The following is an 18244-nucleotide window of genomic DNA, read 5'->3' as shown; positions in this document are numbered from 1 at the left end:
GCTTGGCAGGCACTGGTTCCGCTGATGGTAGCAGCCTCCCTCCCGAACGCGTGGGGGCGCCCGGGAGAGCGTAACAGCCCAGATTAGGGAGAGATGCCTCGACTTCGCTCGGCATGACCTGTATAGTAGGCAGGCGTCCGCAGCGCGCGTTCTTCCGAGCTTGTCGAGGAATCCCTCTTCTCCACCCCTCATGCAGGAGCGAACCGATGGACCGGCGCGCAACTATCGGGGTGTGTCTGCTCGCCAGCGGGCTCATGACGGCGGCCCCCGCCGCCCAAACCGTCCGGCTGAAGGCCACGGCCGACATCTGGCTGTCGGACTGCGGCGACGAGCGGAACACATCGGCCGGCAAGTGCCCGCAATTCAAGATCAAGAGCATCCAGGAAATGGCGGCCATCCGCTTCGACGCCTCGCCCGCCCGCTGCCGCGAGGTGCTCAAGGCCGCGCTCTTCCTCCGCCGCGCCGGCGCCGACATGCTCCGCTACGTCCGCGTCTCCACGGTCAGCCAGGACTGGGAGGAGGGCACGGGCACCCAGCCCTACGGCCCGGCAAACGGAGCAACCTATTGCCTCGCCGACGCCGCGTCTAAGCGCCCCTGGGCCTGGCCCGGCTCGATGTTCTGCGACGTGATCATGACCTCCGGCAACACCCTGGCCACCTGGGCGGAGCGCAAGGGACTGGCCGACGGCTGGCTCTCGGTCGCCCTCACGCCCGAGCTCATCTACGCCCTCGCCTGCGGCGACACCGACGGGCTGGCCGTGATGGACGGCGGGAACCTGGCCTACCACAACAACATGATCCACAGCGTCCAATCGCGGGGCAGCGAGCCCTACATCGAAGTCGAGCTCGGCAAGCCGCTGGCGGATGCCCCCGCGAAGCCCGTGGTCAAGGCCGAGCCAGCGCCCGACAGGGCTCACTTGGCGAGCGGCGCCCTACGGCTCACCATTGCCGAGGCCAAGGGCGTCTTCTGCTGGAAGATCATCCTCAACGGCAAACCAGTGGAGCGCTGGCGCGTGAAGCACCCCGAGCCGAGCGGCCCGACGGTCATCGTCCTCGAAGACCTGGCGCCGTCGGAGAAGTGCGACATCGAGGTCGTCGCCCTCTCGCCCGGCGGCGTCGCCTCGCCCGCCGAAAAGCTGTCAGTCGTGGCTTCGCAGGCCCTGCCCGCGGCGCCTTTCCTCGGCCAGATTGAGCCGCCCCCTGTCCTGAAGCCTCCGGTCAAGCCCAAGCAGGGCATGTGGGTCTGGGCGGCGCCGCCGCTCGTCAAGATCAGTCCCGAGAGGCCCGAAGCCATGTTCGACGACATGGGTGGGGAGTTTATCAATGCTGTGTTCAACCGCCCGATCGTCAAGCTCTTCGGGGCGCGCGGCGAAACCGTCTCTTTCCAGATATGCGTCGAGAATCGTGGCGCCGAGCCGCTGCGGAACGTGCAGATCATTCCGCAGGAGTTGAAGAATAAAGAAGGCAAAATGATTGCGGGCAAAATGATAGAGCTGTTCAAGAACTGGTATGCGAAGAACGGCAAGGGCCAGTGGCAGCCCGCCTACTGCGTGCCCCTGCCCACCGGCGCGCCCTTCGACATTCCCGAAAAGCCTGTGGGCGGGGCGTCCGCGCCCCGCGTGCCCAATCAGCAGAACCAGACCGTCTACGTGGACATCTACATCCCGAAGGACGCTTCGCCCGGCGCTTACGACGGCGGCTTCCTCGTCGAGGCCGACGGCGTGGAACCGCCGATCAGGCTCCCCGTCGAACTGACGGTCTATGACTTCGTGCTCCCCGACCGCCTGAGCTTCGTGCCCGAGTTAAACGCCTATCGCATCCCGCCCAATGCCCACGACTTCTATCGCCTCGCCCACGAGCACCGCTGCGTGGCCAACTTCTGGGTCCACCGCCCGCGCCTCGAAGGGGCAGGCAGGGACATCAAGGTCGAGTGGGACAGCTACGACAAGAGCGTCGGCCCGCTCCTCAGCGGCGAGGCGTTCAAGGATTGCCGCCGCCCCGCCGCACCCGTCGAGGTTTGCTACCTCCCCTTCGAGGACTCCTGGCCTACGCCGCTCACGAAGCAGACCTATAACTACCAGGGCCACTGGCCCGGCCGCGGCGAGGACAAGAAGCACATCATCGAGCACTACCTGAAGGCCCCCTACATCGGCGACGCCCTCAGCCAGGACTACAAAGACGCCTTCCTCGCGGTCCAGCGCCAGTTCATCGAGCATTTCAGGGAACGCGGCTGGGACAGGACGGAGATGCAGTGCTTCTACGGCGGCAAGAACACCCACCGCATTGACTGGGGCGTGAACATGTGGTGGACGACCGACGAGCCGTACCACTGGGACGACTGGCTGGCCTCCAGTTCTTCTGCCAGCTCTGGACGAAGGGCCGGGGCGACGCCCCCCGAAAGATATGGGCCTCTCGCGGCGATATCTCGCGCCCCATGTGGCAGGGCCGCGTGATGCACCGCATCCTCGACTGCGAGTACATCGGCGGCTTCAACGACGCCAACGCCTGGCGCCGCTGCCGCATCCTGGCCGACGACACGGGCGTGGACATCCGCGCCTACGGCGGCGCCAGCCGCGACACCGAGAGCAACACGGCCTCGGTCGTCATGCTCCTGAGCATGTGGCTCAACGGCGCCAACGCCCATCTGCCTTGGCAGACGCTCGGCGACGATGCCGCGCTCGACACCAACGACAAGGGCGCGGGCGGCGGCTCGGCGCTCCTCGTTCCGGGCAAGCGCCTCAACCGCACCGTCCTTGCCGACATGCGGCTCAAGGCGTTCCGCGACGGCCAGCAGCTCATCGAGTACCTCGTCGAGCTGGGCCGCCGCTACGGCCTCAACCGCGAGCAGCTCAAGGCCATGGCCCACGGCGCGGTCGCCCTCGATACCGGCCGCGTGGCCGGCGCGGGCGCCGACAACGCCGACGCGCTCGTCTTCGGCGCCCTCAAGGCCTGGCAGATCGCCGGCCTGCGCCGGGCCATCGCGGAACTGATCGTCAAGAAACGGTAGAGCGTGCATACCTGCACGCGGGAGCTGCTGGTGGAGGGCCCCCGCGTGAAGGACGACCCACGCGACGGCCTCCCACTCATCGCCGCCATCAACCGCGGCGCCCTCGCAGCCTTCCCCACGCGGGCAAGGCGACAGGCCGGCATGATGGCGTGGCTGCGCGGAACGGGCGAGGGAGGACAGCCGTTGAGCGGAGGACGCAGGGTGACCGGGACGGACCGGATCGAGTTCAACCCGAACGCCAGGCTGGGCAGGGCCGTCATCCGCGGCACGCGGCCTCCCGTCGCCTGCCCGCACCCGAAGCCAGCTAGGAGCCTGTCCAAGAATCCCCGTGGGCTGCGTTGCCGGCGCCAGCGGGGCGGATGCAAGGCGCGGCGACGAGGCGATGCAATGGAGAGCATCGTCAAGGAGCCGCTACGCAGCAGACGCCCCGCTGGCGCCGCAACCCGAAGGGACGCTGCGGCTTCTGGCCGCACGCGTTGTCGCACCTCGTCGGCGATGCGCTCCGTTGCATCGCCTCCTCCGTGCTTCTAGCCTGCGGCCAGAATCGCAGGCGTCGCAGCCTCACGCGGATTCCTGGACAGGCTCCTAGCACCTGCCCCGACGGCGTGACCGCCGCCTCAGTTTCGTCAAGGGGCCTTCTGCACCCTGTGGGCAGGCCCCAAGCGCGACAACTGCGCGCTTGGTGGCCCGCCCCAGGAATGCCCTCAGGCGAGTGCCTCAGCGAGGGGACCCTCGCCGTCGGTTAGCCAGTCAAGCCAGGTTGCGGTCCTCCTTTCGGCGGCTTCGGACGCGCCAGCCGACGACGCCGGCCAGCGCGCTGCCGAGGAAAGCCATCGAGAGCGGCTCTGGGATCGTCACGAGCGGGCCTGGCTCGGTGTCAGGCCGCAGGATGTGGGTTCTGAGAACCTCAGGACTGCTGCCGGAGACGCTCTGGGGCTCATAGACCTCTATGCTCGGATCATAGTCCGGAGAGCCGAATCCGACGTTGAAGGCGTAGTTCGCAACGGCAGGGTCCATGCCGAGGCCGTCTTTCGCGTAGAAGTCGCCCCAGACAGGCTGCTTGTTGCTGTCGAACGACCAGGTCAGGACCATGGGGCTGTTCAGGGGCTCGATGCGGATGCCGATGAGGGGCTCGGGCAGCCCCGGCGAACCCGACTCCTGCCACCCGAACGTCAAGTTCGCGGGCGAACTACACACGAAGTTCCTGAAGTTCTCCTCGGTGTTCGTGAACGACGGAGACGTCTCGAGGATGAAATGGCTGATGCCGTACGAAGTCCCCGAGACCTCGAACGAGTAGGCATAGTGCCATGCTGAGGTCGGCGTCTCCAGGCTGACCGACCAGTGCAGCGCCACCGTGCGCAGCGACCAGCCATCGGACGGGTTGTTCTTTGTCCCGACCTTCAGACCGCGGCTCTCAATGGTGTCGGAGCCATCGAGCGGCGGGGTGTACGTCAGCGTCCCCTCGTAGAGAAGGAACGGGTCGCCCACAGCATGTGGCGCGGTGAGGCAGATGGCACTGAACAGGCCAAGTAAGACCAGAATGGGTTTCATAGAAACCCCCTCATGATTGGGAACAACTGCCAGGCTTCGGTCTGGCCGTCCGGACAAGGGTGCTCCGAGACGGCTCAGGGCCGCGCGGGCAAGGGCCGTGCAGAAGCTGGACGACTGCCCGCGGGGCAGAGAGATGAGGGGCCAGGTCAGGGCGGCGGCCGGGCAAAGAGACTGAATGCGATGAGCTGCGAGGGCAGGGCATCCCGTCCTTGGGACGGGTAGAGGGCGATGAACGGAAGTGGCAGGACGCTTGCTTCGGGGCAGGGCGAAAGGGTGGGTACAACAGAGCCGGCAACCCGCTTGACGGAGGCACTGCGGGTTGCCGGCCGGTGGTCGGTCACGAGAACGGTCGCCTCGGGCGCGGCGGCCGCCGGCTGGGCAGCCAGGCGCCGGAGAAGCCCCGCGTAGGTGCGCTGGAGCGATGGAGACCGAACAGGGCGATGTGTCTCCATCGGTGCGCTGGGATGGACGGGTGTTGTGGACCTGGCATCTGGGGCCTTAGGCAGGCCGATGATCTCGGTAATGGCACTGATGCCGGACCTGGTGAGGGCCAGCAGGGCAAGGAGTGCCGCTGCCCATCTCCTTCGGCCGCGGTAGAGGCCGACGATCAGGAGGCCCTGGCACATCAACAGGCCTGAGCACTCGCTGGGGGAGAGCCTCACCTGGGAGACCTGCGGGGCGATCAGGAGGTTCTCTTCGAGGTCCGCCGATGGGTGCCAGGTGGCGTCGGGTCTCTCGGCAAGCGAGCCCAGCACTTCTGCCTTCGCGGGGGCACTGTCACCGAGCGCCTCCTGCGGGGCTTCGTCCGCGGAAGCACGCCCAGTGAGCCAGGGCGAGTCGAGGAGAATGAGGTCGGTAGCGGAGGCGTTTTCGGGATCGGCGCGCAATGCCGCTGGGGCCACGCACAGCAAGCCGACCCCAAGGCACACAAACCACGTGCGTCGCCGCCCTCCGCTGCCCACGCAGAAACCCCGCGGCACAAAGCCGACACACCAGACCCAACAGGTCCACTGTATCAGCAATTATAGCCCGTGTCGTGGCAATGTCAAGTGGATTCTCGCAGAATCCGGCGTGCCTCAGGTGACGATTCCTGCGGAGGCGAGGCAAGGGGCCTCCCTCCCGAAGGTTCCAATACCTTCGGGAGGGTAACAGAAGGGGCGAGCGCTGGGGGCTTGCCCTCCCAAACGCATTGGGACCGTTCGTGTGTAGCCCGGGCAAACCAGGTGTCAAGAGGTTTCCGACCAAAAGGGACGAAGTCAGTCCTGAGGCTTGGCACGTCCAGCGGCAAGAGGGGCGACAACAGAGGCGTCGGGGAGGTGCCTGGCGACAGCGGGAAAGGCAAGCTGAGTGAACTCCTGGAGACGCGCGAACGGGTCCCCCTCCCGCCCTGTGGCGGGCGCACTGACCATGAGCTGGAGGACGTAGGCACCGCCACCCCCAATGAGGTCGCGCAGGGCGGCCGTGAACTTCTGCCACGTGGTGTCCGCCTGCTGCCTGCCGTTCGCCACATACCAGTAGAGCACCGCCATGCGTGCGCCAGCCTTCGAGTAGAGGAGTCTGCGGACCCTCAACTCGGGGAACCCTCTTGCTTCCGATGGTAAGGTGACCATCTCGTTGAGCTCCTCGGTCCACCCCTGGTAGGGGTAGCAGACGGTGGGGCCGTGGGGGATACGGTCCTTCACGCTGCCGTAGAAGGCGATGTAGAGGGCGATGGCCTCGCCGTTGGGGCGCTTGTAGTCGCGGCGCAGATAAGCGTCCGCGGCAGCGACTCTCAGGACGCTCTCCGAAAGCTCAATGTCCCGGCCGGCCCAGCCGTCGAGCTCCCTGGGAAGCTGGTCGAGCGGCATTGCGAGGGGAGTGGGCGGGGTGGCCCCGACGCCGCCGAGCCGGGCCGCGTGGTACCCGACGGCGACGGCGCCGAGCAGGCCAGCGCAGAGGCAAGTGCTTCTCCTGACGGACACCATTGACTCCCTTCCCCCGCTACAGGGGTTCCTCGATGAATAGATGGGAGAGCACGTAGTACTCGAGCCAAAGCAACGCTGCGGAGAAGGCGAAGAGGACCATCGCAGTGCCCGAGTGGGGCAGGCCATCCACGAACGACTTGAACCCCCAGTGGGTGAGGAGCGCGATCACCGTCACGCGCAAGGCGTTCGCCAGGATGGCGATCGGCACGGAGGAGGCGAGGAGGACGATGCGTTCCCACAGGGGACGCCGGCACAGGTAGGCAAAGGCAACCCCCAGGGCAATGAACCCTGTGAGGAATCTCATCCCGCTGCACGCCTCGGCAACCTCCAATGTCTGCTCCGGCATTATGAGCACGTTACCTTCCCTCAGGACAGGGATGCCGATGCCCTGAAGCACGGCGGCGCCCACCACCGCAGCAAAGTGCCGCATCGGAAGCGCGATGCGGTTGTACACCGGCGTCGGCAGCGGCATCATCAGGAGCAGGAAGAGGATCGGCACGGCGACGATCCTGAAAACCCTCCGCCCCGCGGCCAAGAGCACGACCCCGGAAATCACGAAGATCATCGAGACGCAGGAGACGAACGGGGACTCGTAGAATAGCGTCCAGACTTTGACCGCGATCCCTGTGAGCAGAGGCACGAGCCCGAGAAGCGAGGGCCGGACCTCTGCTGTCGTGAGAGTGCCCCACTTCTCCCAGACGAAGTAGAGGGCGAAAAGCGGCACGAAGAAGCCGTGGGTGTAGTTCGGGTCCGACCACCACCGAGGGATGAGTCGGGCCCAGTCGTCCAGGTACAGGATCAAGACAGGCAGGGCCAGAAGGGCGATGCTTGAGAGGCGAACCGCCCGTGCGCTCGGCATCCCAGGCTACTCCGTCTTCTCCACGTCGTCTGCGGCCACATCCGCGACTACGGTTCTCTCGCGCAACTCGACCTCGAGGAGGACGCGGTGAGGGTGGCGCTCCATGAGGACGCGACCCGAGGCCCCCTCGAGGAACCCGGAACGGATGCGCACCGCCTGACCCGGCCTGAAGTTGCCTCGCGCGTTCGAGTTGAGCGCCTGAGTCGCGGTGTACACCCCAACGTCAATGCCGAAGTCACCCATGGAATTCATCCCCCACCCGCGGGCAACCACGCCGAAGCGTGCGGCGGCCCGCAAAAGATGACTTGACAGACCTGCCAGCTCCATTGTATCCTCAATATGATAGCAGCGAAACCTGTGGTGTCAATCCGTTTTTCGTCGGCCCCACGTGGGTGAGGAGGGGCGGCCGCTATGAAGAGGCTGAACAAGCGGCTGGCAGGGATCGTCGGGTGCATCCTTCTCGTCACAGGGGGGCTCTTGGGCGTTCTACTGCTTAGAGGCGCGGGTCGCCCCAACGTGGAGCCGCTTCTGGCGGCAGCGGCTCGATGCGTTGCCGCAGGGGAGATTGACGACGCGCTGGGGCGGTACAGGCGAATCCTCCAGTTGGATCCGAAGTGCGCCAGGGCTCACATTGCGCTGGGGGAGTTGCTGGAGGAGCACGGGGAGCTTAGAAGTGTGGCGGAACACTATGCCGCCGCCCTCAAGCTTCGTCCAGGCGACGTCGCGACGGCACGACGCCTCGGTCGGGCGGCAGAGCGTATCGGTGCGTATGCACTTCTCAAGGAAGCCTCTGAAAGCCTCCTTGCCGCTGATGGGGAGGACCACGAGGGCCATTACTGGAAAGCCCTGTTCCTTGGCGCCAACCGGGAACATGGCCCGGCCATTGCGGAGGCTGAGAGGGCAGGTGATTCTCCGAATCTCTCCCTGAAGATCCGTGCGATGCTGCTCCTGGGCCAGCTGCACCAAGCCAGGGGCGAGTTCACCCTGTGCGACAAGACGTATGAGGCTGCCCTCAAGGTCGCTCCCGAGAACTCGGAGTTGCTGCTCGCTCTCGCCCGGCTCTACGAGAGCCGCAAAGACCAGGCACAGTCCGTTGAGAAGGCGAAGACGTTTCTCGACAGAGCGGTCGCGGCCCATCCCGAGGCCGTGGGACCTCGGCTCCACCTCGCTTCGCTCCTGACTCAGCAGAAGCAATTCGCTGCCGCGGAAGCGCACCTGAAGGCCGCGATTGAGCGGAATCCGGGCGACAAAGCTGCGCTCGGCGCCTATGGCGACTTCCTTGTGAAGTCGGGGCGGGTATCTGAGGCGCGAAAACACCTCGAGAGCAGCTTGGAGGCGCTGGAGGCGTGGCCGGAGGGGCGCGTGCGGCTCATCGAGGTGCTGCTCAACCTGGGGGAGACGGAAGCTGCCAGGAGCCACCTCGCGAAGCTGCCGGCGGTGCCTGAAGAGTCGGCCACGACGAAGTACCTTGAAGGCAGGCTTCTGACCGCAGAGGGTCGGCCCTCGGAGGCCATCGGCAGGTTCAAGGAGGTGATTGCGCGCTCACCCCGACGCGCGGAGGTCCACTTCTACCAGGGGGTTGCCTATCTGGGCCTCGGCGAGTTGGGCTCGGCGCGAGCATGCTTCGAGGAGGCCGCACGACGCGACCCATTTGCGGTCGCGCCGCAGAGGCAGATCGCTGCGGCGGCGCTGGCGCTGGGGGACCCGGACGCAGCGATTGACGCCGCGCGGAAAGTGATTGCCGCTGAGCCGCAGGACGCCTCGACCCGGCGGCTTGTGGCTCGGGCGTATGCCGTTCGAGGGAACCTGGCCGCTGCGGCAGAGGAACTCGAGGCCGTGCTCAAGGGAGCATCCGAACCGGTTGAGCCGACCCTGGAACTCGCCCGCCTTCGATCCGCCGCGGGGCAGCCGCAGGAGGCGGCCCGCCTGATCCAGGCGTTGCCGCCCGAAGCGAGGTCCTCGTCCGGCGCCCGGCTAACCCTTGCATCTATCTACATGGACAGCAAAGAGTTGGGGAGGGCGCGCGCCGAACTCGCCCAAGCGATCCGGGAGGCCCCGAAGGAGGTGGAACCCAGGGCGGCCCTGGGGCTTCTGGAGATTGCGGCCGGGAAGGCAGCCGAGGCAGGGGCCATTGCCGACGGGCTTGCCGCCGAAGAGCCCCCCAGTGTGCGCGCCCAGCTGTCAGCCTCAGGGCTATACGAGCGGTTGGGCTTGCTGCCCAAGGCCCTCGAGGCGTGCCGCCGGGCAGAGGCCCTGGAGCCGGGAAATGTCGAAGTTGCGGGGCGCCTGCTCGATCTGCTCCTGATGATGAACCAGCCCGAAGAGGCGCTGGCTGCCGCCAAGCGACTCGCCGAGGCGAAGCCCGAGCGACTGTCCGCGCAACTGGCCGTCCCCCGAGTCCTGGTCGCCACGAAGCAATGGGGCAGTGCCATCGCGGCGCTGGAGGAACTCGCGAGAAGCCACCCGCACGAGGCCCTGCCCGCGGGCCTTCTTGGTCGCGCGTACTTCGGCGCGGGCAACCAGCGGCGCGCGTTGGAACACCTCCGCAAGGCGGCCGGGCTGAGGCCCGACTGGCTCGACACGTGCCACCTCCTCGCAGACGTCTGCTACCGAAGTGGAGAGTACCAGGAGGCCATCACCTGGTCGGAGCGCATCCTCCAGCGGCGCCCCGACATGCGAAGCGCGCGGCTGCTCTCCGCGCTCAGCCACGCACAGCGGGACGACTACCCCAAGGCGATTGAAGAATACCTCGCGGCGAAGCCGCACGAGCCCGAGCCTGGTTACTACATCGGACTCGCGAGTCTCTACGAGCGCGACGCGCAGCAGGACGAGGCCGAGAAGGCCCTGCTCCGGGCGCACCAACTTCAGCCTGACTCGCCGACCACGGTGTTCGCGCTGGTGCGCCACTATGCGAGGGTGGGAACGCCCGCGAAGGCCGATGCGTTGCTCGCGACACTGCCCGCCAAGGCACAACGGGAGCCGGGCATGCTCGTTGTCATCGGCCGGCACCGTATGGCGAGTGGACGGGTAGCTGAGGCGGAAAAGGCTTTCCGCGCAGCCATCGAGGCCGAACCGAAGTCGGCGAGTCTTCGCATGGTGCTCGGCGACCTGCTGAAAGGCGCAGGAAGGGCGGACGAAGCAAGGGAGGCGTACCGCGAAGCCGCTCGGCTCGGGGCGGCGGAAGGAAGGGCCAGGATCGTCGAGAGCCTCTGCCAGGCGGGTCGTCTCGCTGAAGCCTGGGCCGAGTTGGGGAGCGCCAGAGCGGCGGCCCCCGACGCAAGCCTTCGGATCGCGGAGGCGCGCCTTCTCCTCGCCGAAGCGGCCCACCAGGCCCCCGGGGAGAAACTCGCCGCGTGTCAGGCTGCCTGTGAAGCGGCACTGAGGGCCGACCCGGCCAACGCGGAGGCCCACCTGGTGCTCGCCGACAGCTACCTTGCGGAGCGGCCAGCTCGCCGCGAGGCTGCACTGGCAGCTCTCCAGCGCGCTGCGCGACTGGCGGGGGGGCCGCCCGCGGTCAGTATCCGCCTGGCGGACCTGCTCCTCGATATCGGGCGGCCCGAGGAGGCCGAGCGCGAGTGCCGGCGCGCGTTGGCGACGGCGCCCGCACTGTCTCCCGCGCTCGAGACTCTGGCCGCCGCCATCAGCAGGAGCAAGCGGGAGATGGCTTCTGAGGCGATTGCCGGCCTCTTGGCCAGGGAGTTCCCCGCCAATCCCGCCAGGCATGTCCTGTTTGGCGATTCGCTCGCAGCGCAGAGGAAGTGGCAGGAGGCGGCCAGCGCATACCGGGCCTGCCTGGCGGAGGCCCCAGGGATGGTTCGGGCGCTGGCCGGTCTCACGCAGGCTCTTGTCAGCGCTGGGGAGGCGGCCAAGGCGGCGGACGAGTGCCATCGGTTCCTGGACGCCAACCCCGGCAACGTGGCGTGCCTCGAGGTGCTCGGGCACGTGCACCTGGCGAACCAGCAGGCCTCCGCCGCCGCAGAAGCCTACGAGGCGGCGAGCCGCCTCGCTCCCGCAGAACACCGCTTCGTGGCGCAGGCGGCGCGGGCGCATCTGGCCTCGGGCAATCCGGCCAAGGCCACCGCGTGCTGCCAGGCCTACATTGCCCAGTGGCCGCGGGACCCGCGCGGCGCCATCACGCTCGGGTCCCTTCTGGCCGCCCAGGGCAAGGCGGCCGAGGCGGAACGGGAGTTCGCGAAGGCGCTTCAGCTCGACCCGCGCAGCCTCGACGCGCTCCGCAGCTTCACCGAGTTCTGCACGCAGCAGAGGCGGTACGATGCCGCCCTGGATGCCTGCAACGCCTTCCTGAAAGGATGGCCGAACAGCGCCCACGCGCTCCAGTTGGCGGCGCGGGTGCAGATCGCGCGCGGCGACCTGGCCGCGGCGCAGGCGAGCCTCGAGGCAGCGGTCGGCAGCGACGGCACCCTCCTGGCGCCGCGCTTCGACCTGGCATCGCTGCACCTGAGGCGCGGGCAGTTGGACCAGGCGGCCGCGGGATTCCGCGAGATTCTGTCGAGCCAGCCCGACAGGCCCGATGTCCTCAATAACCTGGCCTGGTGCCTTGCGGAGGCAGGGCGTGACCTCGACGAGGCGAAAACCACAGCCGCGAGGGCTCTCGCGATAGCCCCCGACATGCCGAATGCGCTGGACACCTTCGGGTGGATCTGCTTCCGACGGAAGGAGTACGACGAGGCGTCGAAGGCCTTGCGGCGCAGTTTGGAGCTCCGGCCTGACTCGGCTGCCTCACGCTATCACCTGGGAGCTGTGCTTGCAGCCCAGGGCAAGAGGGCGGAGGCCGTGGCCGAACTCAACCAGGCCCTGGCATCGGAGACGCCATTCGCCGATGCGGAAGCTGCCCGCGCTCTGCTCAAGAACCTTTCGGACGCACCCCCTCTTCCCAGGTAGCTTCCCGATCTCGCAGCGCGAGACTCCTCGCGGCGGCGCGCGGCCGCCCGGCACCTCCGTGCACGACGGGGGTGCCCTCTGCCCTGTGCGCATCTCCTCGGGTGTGTGCCGGACGACCCCGTCGCGGCCCGGGCCGGCTGCGCACCTGGCCCCGCATTACGGGTGTTGCTGGTGTGAGGCATGGATCGGGCCGCCCTCGTGCATGCCGCGCGCCGGCGGGTGCCTCCGGCCTTGAGAGCGCATGTGCCCGCCCGCAAACTACTTGCCGAGTGGGTGGCCCGAGGGACTGTAGCCCGGCACGCAGGTTGCTGCGCCCAGTTACCCAAGAGTCAGTTCATCTGGCTGGCGGGCGCTACCCGGCGGGGGGTAAGCCACAAGACGCCGCGCGTGTGAGCCCACGGCTCCCTGACGCCGAGAGGCGGAGAGGAGAGATGAGCATGCGCCAGAAGGTGGTGGGCAAACACCCTGATAGCGAACGCTCAACCGTGCCGCTGGGAAGGAGGAGGACCTTTGCCCGGTCCATCGCCGCCCTTGCCGGGGATGTATGCAGGTCATCCTGGGCCGACGCCCCGCGGCCGGACGAAGGGCCTGACGCCGGCGTGACCGAGGCGGCAATTCGCCGGTGTCTGCTCGACGGCGGCATCATCGAGCAAGTTCCCGGCACGGCGCGCGGTAACCGAGGGGTCCCCTATCGCCTGACCGAACTTGGGAAGAAGGTGTGCTCCATGGCGGGAATCCCGGGTGCGGAGCCACCGGCGCGTGTGAGCCGGTGATTGGGGCCAGGACAGGCTCCTAGGCGCTGGGTTCGGCTGCCGGGCTCAGGAGGGTCTCGAGCGTATGCCGTTTGAGGCTCTCCACGATCTGCTGCTCGATTCGCCACCACGCCCGCTGGAACGCGTGTTCCGCGTGCTCATGGTCTGCGGGAGGGGCCATTGATGAGAGGGCCGCCTGGCCCTGCATCGCGAGAATCACATCGTACAGGGAGATCTCGCTGGCGGGCCTTGCCAGAGAGTAGCCACGAGCCCGGCCACGGTGCGAGCGCACAATGTGGCAGGCGCGGAGGCCCTGGAAGACCTTGGACATGAACGCCTCGGGCGCTCTTGCCTCCCGGGCGACGTCGCGCAGCAGAACGGGCTCGAATGGGTCGGGCCGCTGGGCCAGGTACAGAAGCCCGCGGACCGCGTAATCGCAGCTCTTCGCCAACTCCATGCCTGGCGCCTGCCCTTGCGGGTCGGGGTACGGCTTATGGTTCCTGCCAAGCCTTCCCCCCAGCGGCGCCTGGGGAGCCAGCTACACAATCAGGATGCCGCGACCAGCGCGTGCACGCAAGCAGCGTGTATCGCCTGCTGCTATGGTCTCCTGCGGCGGTCCGCCTCTGGCGGGCTCCGGCCGCCTCACGACCGCGTGGGCATCAGGTCGCTGAGGCGACGAGCCTTGAACAACTCAACGACCTCGGACCGCAGGGGCCTGGAGAGGCACTTCATCGGGCACCGACGGCAGAGCCCGACGCTCGCGTCGCTCCCCTTCATGTGGCAGCGCACGCGGAATCTCTCCCCGACCGCGGCGGCGATGTCGTAGAGAGAAACGTCCGATGGGCGACGGCGGCCCCAGGCGGCGGAGCCATTGCCGTCCCAGCGGATCAGGCCAGCGCGTTTGAGGTCGTTGAGGACGTTGGACAGGTTGGCCTTTGCCGTGCCCACCTCCTGGGCGACGCGGGCTGCCCCCACCTCCCGTCGCTTGCGGGAGGCCAGCGCGACCGCGCCGTTAATGGCCAGCTCTGTCCGTGGAGAGAAACCGATCCCCCATGCCGCTCCCATCCCACCCATGGTCTACCCCTCCATCTTCGTCCCGCGGATCGCCGGGGACGCGGGGCCCTCTGCCCCTGTGACCCGTGCCCTCGCGCAACAACCTCGCCCAGCCCTCTATTCCGGGCGAAGCTGAGACACACTCTAACTCGCCGCCGACTCCGCGCTGCCGGGTGCGCCGGACAGCGAGGCTAGATCCGCAATGGTCGTCTGCTGGAGCTTCCTGGCCACGAGGCCCTCCACCTCGTCCCACACCTGGGCGAAGGGTGTGCCCGTCTCCCGCGACACGACGCCGCTTGTGTGCAGGGTTGCCGGCCCCTCTGTCGCCACGATGACGTCGTAGAGCGAGATTCTGGCCGGGTCAAGCGCCAGCGAGTACCCGCGGGCCATCCCGCGGTGGGAGCGAACCAGGCCCGATGCCCTCAGGCTCTGGAAGATCTTTGAGAGGAAGGCCTCCGGGGCACCAATGGCCTCCGCGATATCGTGAAGCAGGATCGGCACCCCCGGCTTCGCGTGGGAAGCCAGATGAACCAGTCCCCGGATCGCATAATGACAACTCCTGGCGAGTTCCAAGGCTGCGTGCTCCGATTGGCTCGGTTCTCCTCCACCCTTGAGACGCCTGCTGCCCTCTGCCGGCCTGTTGCGCGCGGAGCCCCGAGGACGGGGGTCTCGACCTGTGTGGCGCCACTGGGTGCCCTTGAAGGGCCGCCCGGCCGCCCGAGGGCCAGTCACCCCAGGCGCATGCGCCGAACCCTCCAGGGGCCTGGCAAGCAGCGATGCAACCACGACCATCCCTCCCAGCCGCGCGGGCACCAGAGTCGCACCCTCAGGCAACTCTGAGGATGCCGCGGCGGACAATGAGCAGGACCACCCAGCTCATGCCACCAGACCCCAAGGGTCCATTGAAGCCAAAGTGTACACGAACGCCCAGGGATGTCAAGGGCCTTCGGCGAAAATTCCGGATTGGCAGGGGGGAATGGCACGCTTCGGGGAACAGGACGCTTCGGCTGCGCCCCGGACCAACCTCGCGTGGATTTCCGCACAGACCCTAGCTGACGGGGCCATCGCGACTGAGGACTCCGGGAGAGTTCGTGTGCACACCGCCGCCCGCCTGGCCAGAACCAGGGGAGCGTCCGCTGAGGCCCTGCGGAGTGCGTCCGGGGAACCAATGTCTCGATGGTAGCCGTTCCACTCCCAGCCGCGCATGCGGCCGACGAAGGCCGGAAGCACCTGGTAGCCGATGTCAATGCGGTCCATGTCGGCTATCTCGCGATACGCATCCGCTGTCACGGCGTAGACGCCGCCGTTGGCCAGGTTGCTGGCGGGATACCGGGGTTTCTCCTCGAAGGCGATGACACGGCCCGCAGCGTCCAATTCGGCGATGCCACACGCACGGGGGTCAGAGGCGCGGAAGAGCATCATCGTGAACGGGTCGCCGTGCGAGCCGTGGAAGCGCAGAAACTCAGCCAGGTCCACGTCGCTGAACATGTCGGCATACACGATGAGACAGTGCTCGGCGTCGTCTGCAAAGCCTCGGTTGGCGCGGATGGTGCCGGCGGAGCCGAGGAGATGGGGCTCGAACGCCTCCGAGATGTTGAAGTCGCCCTTGGCATTCATCCGCTCGATGTAGGCTCTCACGCGGCCCGCCAGGTGATGCGTGTTGATGAGCACCTCGCGTAGACCGGCTTCGCCCAGCCGATCAAACCAGTAATCCAACAGAGGCCGGCCCGCGACCGGGACGAGGCATTTCGGGACCGTCTCGGTCAGGGGGTAGAGCCGCGTTCCCAGCCCGGCGGCGAGCAAGAGGACCTTCACGTTTCCTTCGGATTCCGGGGTTCCTCTGCGGCCTGGCATCACAGTGCCCCTCCTGCGGCTGGTGCCATGTGGCGTGCGACGGGGCGGCCGAGCACCTCGGTCTGCTCCAGTACCCATGACCTCAACATCTGGGATACGACGTGCCCTATGGCAAGGTGCATGTCTTCGATCAGGCCCAGGTTGTCGCACGGAGCGTTGATGTGAATGTCAGCGAGCTCCCGGAGTTTCCCACCCGCAAAGCCGGTGAGGCCGATCACCGTGAGGCCGTTCGCCCGTGCCCACTCGCACGCACGCAGGATGCTCGGTGAACTGCCCGACGGGCTGATGGCAACGGCGAGGTCGCCCGGCAGCGCGTAGGTCTCCAGGGGGTAGATGAAGGTCTCGTCATAGCCGAGGTCATTTCCGATCGCGGTTGCGAGCCCCACACTGTCGGAAAGACTGATGGCTCTCAGCCGGGGCCGCCCCTCCACCGCGGCGGTCTTGATGAAGTCGCACACATAGTGGCTGGCCGTGAGCGCACTGCACCCGCTGCCGAACACGAAGACCTGGCGTTCCGTCAGCAGCGCATCGTAGAGAAGCCGCGCGAAGGCCTCGAGCCTGCGCGGATCGAGCGACCGCACGAGCTCATTCGAGAGCCCGAAGTAGGCTCTCACCGAGCCACAGATGCTGCCTTCCATTCGCCCCCTCCCTTCGATCATCCGGCTCGCGATGCTTCCGGCCGACCGGCAGGGCATGGCCCACAGCAACAAGTCCCCGGCCACGGCCAGCGACCGGTCGGCACCCAGCCCAATGAAGGCGAGTCGGTGAGACCCATGCCCAGGCAAACAGGAACATCATACTACAGAGCTAAAAGACCTGTCAAGTCCAATCGCCAAGGAATCCGCTCTGCCCTGGATCGAGCGACGAGGATGGGGCGACGGCCAATGGAGTGAATGGACTTGACAAGTCCATCACATGCTGATATCATGGTGCTCCACTGTGGGAACGACTCTGAGGAGGGGAATCCCGATGCCAAGCTACTCGATCAGCCCGGTCGGCGAGCGCTTTGAGGTGCCGGTTGGCGAAGCATATGTGTTGGAATACGAGCGAGTTAGGCACTTGGCGGAGATTGCCAGAGGGGATGGCAAGGAGATCGTGGTTGTCATGGGCATCGGTTTTGTGGGCGCTGTGATGGCCGCGGTGGTTGCTGATGCCGTGGATCGCGAGACGGGGGAGCCGACCAAGTTCGTCATAGGCTGTCAGCGCCCGAGCACGCGGAGTTACTGGAAGATCCCCCTGCTGAACCGCGGCGAGGCCCCGGTCAAGGCCGAAGACCCCGAGGTCGAGCGGATCATCCGGCGCTGTGTTCTGGAGAAGGGGACTCTGATCGCCACCTACAACGATGAATGTCTTCGCCTGGCCGACTGTGTGGTGGTGGACGTGCAGTGCGACTATACGAAGAACGAGCTCGGCAATCTGCGCAGCGGCGAGGCCGAGATGAGCGCGCTTGAGGAGACCATGAGGACAATCGGCGCGAAGATCGCGCCCGACTGCCTCGTGCTGATCGAGACGACCGTGGCTCCTGGGACCACCGAGTTCGTGGCGCGCCCCATCATCGAGAAGGCATTCCGGTCGCGCGGCATCTCGTCGCCGCCCCTGCTGGCTCACAGCTTCGAGCGGGTCATGCCCGGAAGGAGCTACGTGGCTTCGATCCGGGACTTCTGGCGTGTGTGCTCGGGCTGTACGCCGAGAGCGCGCGAGCGAGTCATAAAGTTCCTCAGCGAGGTCCTCAACACCGAGGACTACCCGCTGACCGTGATGGACCGTCCCATCGAGTCGGAAACCACGAAGATCGTGGAGAACTCGTGGCGAGCGGCTATCCTGGCGTTCATGGACGAGTGGAGCCTGTTCGCGGAGCGGAACGGCGTTGACCTGGTCAAGGTCATCCAAGCCATCAAGGTGCGGCCGACCCACAGCAACATCCTGTTCCCGGGGCCAGGGGTCGGCGGCTACTGCCTGCCCAAAGATGGCGGCCTGGGCCAGTGGGCATACAAGCATATCCTCGGGTTCGAAGACGATGTGTTCAAGATCACGCCCCTGGCCATTGACATCAACGACACCCGGGCCCTGCACGCGGCCGAACTCACGCGCGATGCGCTGCGCAACATGGGCAGGTACATCGCCGGCGCAGAAGTCCTGGTCTGCGGGGCGAGCTACCGAGAGGACGTCGGCGACACGCGCTACAGCGGTTCGGAACTCATCGTCCGCAAGCTGGCCGAGATGGGCGCGGAGATGCGTGTGCACGACCCCTACGTAGACCACTGGCACGAGCTGGAGAACCAGGAGAGCTACCCCGCCACGG

General features: G+C 67.0%; 15 protein-coding genes. 5 read left to right on the top strand and 10 right to left on the bottom strand.

Features of this window, described 5'->3' with window-relative positions; translation table 11 throughout:
• The first annotated feature begins 206 nt into the window (after positions 1–206).
• Positions 207–2453, top strand: coding sequence for a hypothetical protein (locus tag PLE19_18275; GenBank protein ID HPD16898.1), 2247 nt, complete (start codon positions 207–209; stop codon positions 2451–2453).
• Positions 2453–3007 (top strand): hypothetical protein, encoded by a 555-nt coding sequence (locus PLE19_18270; protein ID HPD16897.1) that lies wholly within the window; start codon positions 2453–2455, stop codon positions 3005–3007. Before PLE19_18275 ends, PLE19_18270 begins: the two co-directional genes overlap by 1 nt.
• 750 nt (positions 3008–3757) lie before the next feature.
• On the opposite strand, the gene PLE19_18265 is transcribed toward PLE19_18270, so the two are convergent.
• From PLE19_18265 to PLE19_18245, 5 genes are all read right to left on the bottom strand, one after another.
• Positions 3758–4558, bottom strand: coding sequence for a PEP-CTERM sorting domain-containing protein (locus tag PLE19_18265; GenBank protein HPD16896.1), 801 nt, complete (start codon positions 4556–4558; stop codon positions 3758–3760).
• Positions 4559–4704: 146 nt separating this feature from the next.
• Complete coding sequence (locus PLE19_18260) at positions 4705–5469, bottom strand: hypothetical protein (protein HPD16895.1); 765 nt, start codon at positions 5467–5469, stop codon at positions 4705–4707.
• Positions 5470–5814: 345 nt separating this feature from the next.
• The gene (locus tag PLE19_18255; protein ID HPD16894.1) at positions 5815–6519 is read right to left on the bottom strand and encodes an EpsI family protein; all 705 of its coding nucleotides are present in this window, start codon (positions 6517–6519) and stop codon (positions 5815–5817) included.
• A gap of 19 nt (positions 6520–6538) precedes the next feature.
• Positions 6539–7381: an exosortase gene (xrt, locus tag PLE19_18250; GenBank protein ID HPD16893.1), complete on the bottom strand. Its 843-nt coding sequence runs from the start codon at positions 7379–7381 to the stop codon at positions 6539–6541.
• Between the two features lie 6 nt (positions 7382–7387).
• Positions 7388–7624, bottom strand: coding sequence for a hypothetical protein (locus PLE19_18245; GenBank protein HPD16892.1), 237 nt, complete (start codon positions 7622–7624; stop codon positions 7388–7390).
• Between the two features lie 696 nt (positions 7625–8320).
• Between PLE19_18245 and PLE19_18240 the strand changes: the two genes are divergently transcribed.
• Entirely contained in the window at positions 8321–12283 is a 3963-nt protein-coding gene (locus PLE19_18240; GenBank protein HPD16891.1) for a tetratricopeptide repeat protein, read from the top strand.
• Positions 12284–12720: 437 nt separating this feature from the next.
• Positions 12721–13056 carry a hypothetical protein gene (locus PLE19_18235; protein HPD16890.1) on the top strand — a complete coding sequence of 112 codons (336 nt, stop codon included), beginning with the start codon at positions 12721–12723 and terminating at the stop codon, positions 13054–13056.
• 19 nt (positions 13057–13075) lie between these two features.
• On the opposite strand, the gene PLE19_18230 is transcribed toward PLE19_18235, so the two are convergent.
• From PLE19_18230 to PLE19_18210, 5 genes are all read right to left on the bottom strand, one after another.
• Positions 13076–13492 (bottom strand): Rrf2 family transcriptional regulator, encoded by a 417-nt coding sequence (locus PLE19_18230; protein ID HPD16889.1) that lies wholly within the window; start codon positions 13490–13492, stop codon positions 13076–13078.
• Positions 13493–13677: 185 nt separating this feature from the next.
• Complete coding sequence (locus PLE19_18225) at positions 13678–14100, bottom strand: Rrf2 family transcriptional regulator (protein ID HPD16888.1); 423 nt, start codon at positions 14098–14100, stop codon at positions 13678–13680.
• A gap of 132 nt (positions 14101–14232) precedes the next feature.
• Positions 14233–14661: an Rrf2 family transcriptional regulator gene (locus tag PLE19_18220; GenBank protein HPD16887.1), complete on the bottom strand. Its 429-nt coding sequence runs from the start codon at positions 14659–14661 to the stop codon at positions 14233–14235.
• 363 nt (positions 14662–15024) lie between these two features.
• Positions 15025–15903, bottom strand: coding sequence for a nucleotidyltransferase family protein (locus PLE19_18215; GenBank protein ID HPD16886.1), 879 nt, complete (start codon positions 15901–15903; stop codon positions 15025–15027).
• A gap of 38 nt (positions 15904–15941) precedes the next feature.
• Complete coding sequence (locus PLE19_18210) at positions 15942–16580, bottom strand: SIS domain-containing protein (protein ID HPD16885.1); 639 nt, start codon at positions 16578–16580, stop codon at positions 15942–15944.
• Positions 16581–16911: 331 nt separating this feature from the next.
• Here PLE19_18210 and PLE19_18205 point away from each other — a divergent pair.
• Positions 16912–18244, top strand: a 1333-nt coding sequence (locus PLE19_18205) for a UDP binding domain-containing protein (GenBank protein HPD16884.1), incomplete at its 3' end; no start/stop codon positions are given.

It is taken from the genome of Planctomycetota bacterium (genome assembly GCA_035384565.1).
In the GTDB taxonomy this organism is placed as follows: Bacteria; Planctomycetota; PUPC01; order DSUN01; family DSUN01; genus DAOOIT01.
This window is presented reverse-complemented; position numbering and strand designations above follow the sequence as displayed.